At 74.7% G+C, this 387-nt stretch carries 1 pseudogene; it reads right to left on the bottom strand.

The features are described 5' to 3' along the window. A pseudogene (locus RB628_RS41615) lies at positions 1-387 on the bottom strand (hypothetical protein); the annotation flags it as partial.

The raw sequence follows: 387 nt of genomic DNA, 5'->3' as shown, positions 1-387 counted from the left end.
TCGCCGTCCGCCGCGACGACATAAGCCGAATCCGGCCACGGCGCGTCCTCCTCCGACGCGATCTTCGCCAGCACATCCGGCCGCGTCTCGATCACACGCACCCGACCGGCCCGCACCCGGCTCACCGCCTTGCCCGTCCAGTTCCGCCCCTGCCCCGCACCCGACGGACCCGCCATCAAGGTCTGCGCCGACAACAACGGGTCCGCCGGTCCGGGACCTGCCGGTTGCGAGGCGGCAGGGGCGGAGGGGCTGAAGACATCGGAGGCGGACGAGGCCGAGGGCTGCGTGGACGGGGCCGGCTGCCGGGTGGCCTGGGTCCAGTGGCCCGGGGCCTGGGTGGCCGGGTCCAGGAGAGCGACGATGGTGAGCGGGGCCGACGGATCGGCG

Source organism: Streptomyces sp. ADMS (assembly GCF_033441795.1).
Lineage (GTDB): Bacteria > Actinomycetota > Actinomycetes > Streptomycetales > Streptomycetaceae > Streptomyces.
The sequence above is the reverse complement of the archived record's forward strand: the minus strand, read 5'-3'. Positions and strand labels throughout refer to the sequence as shown.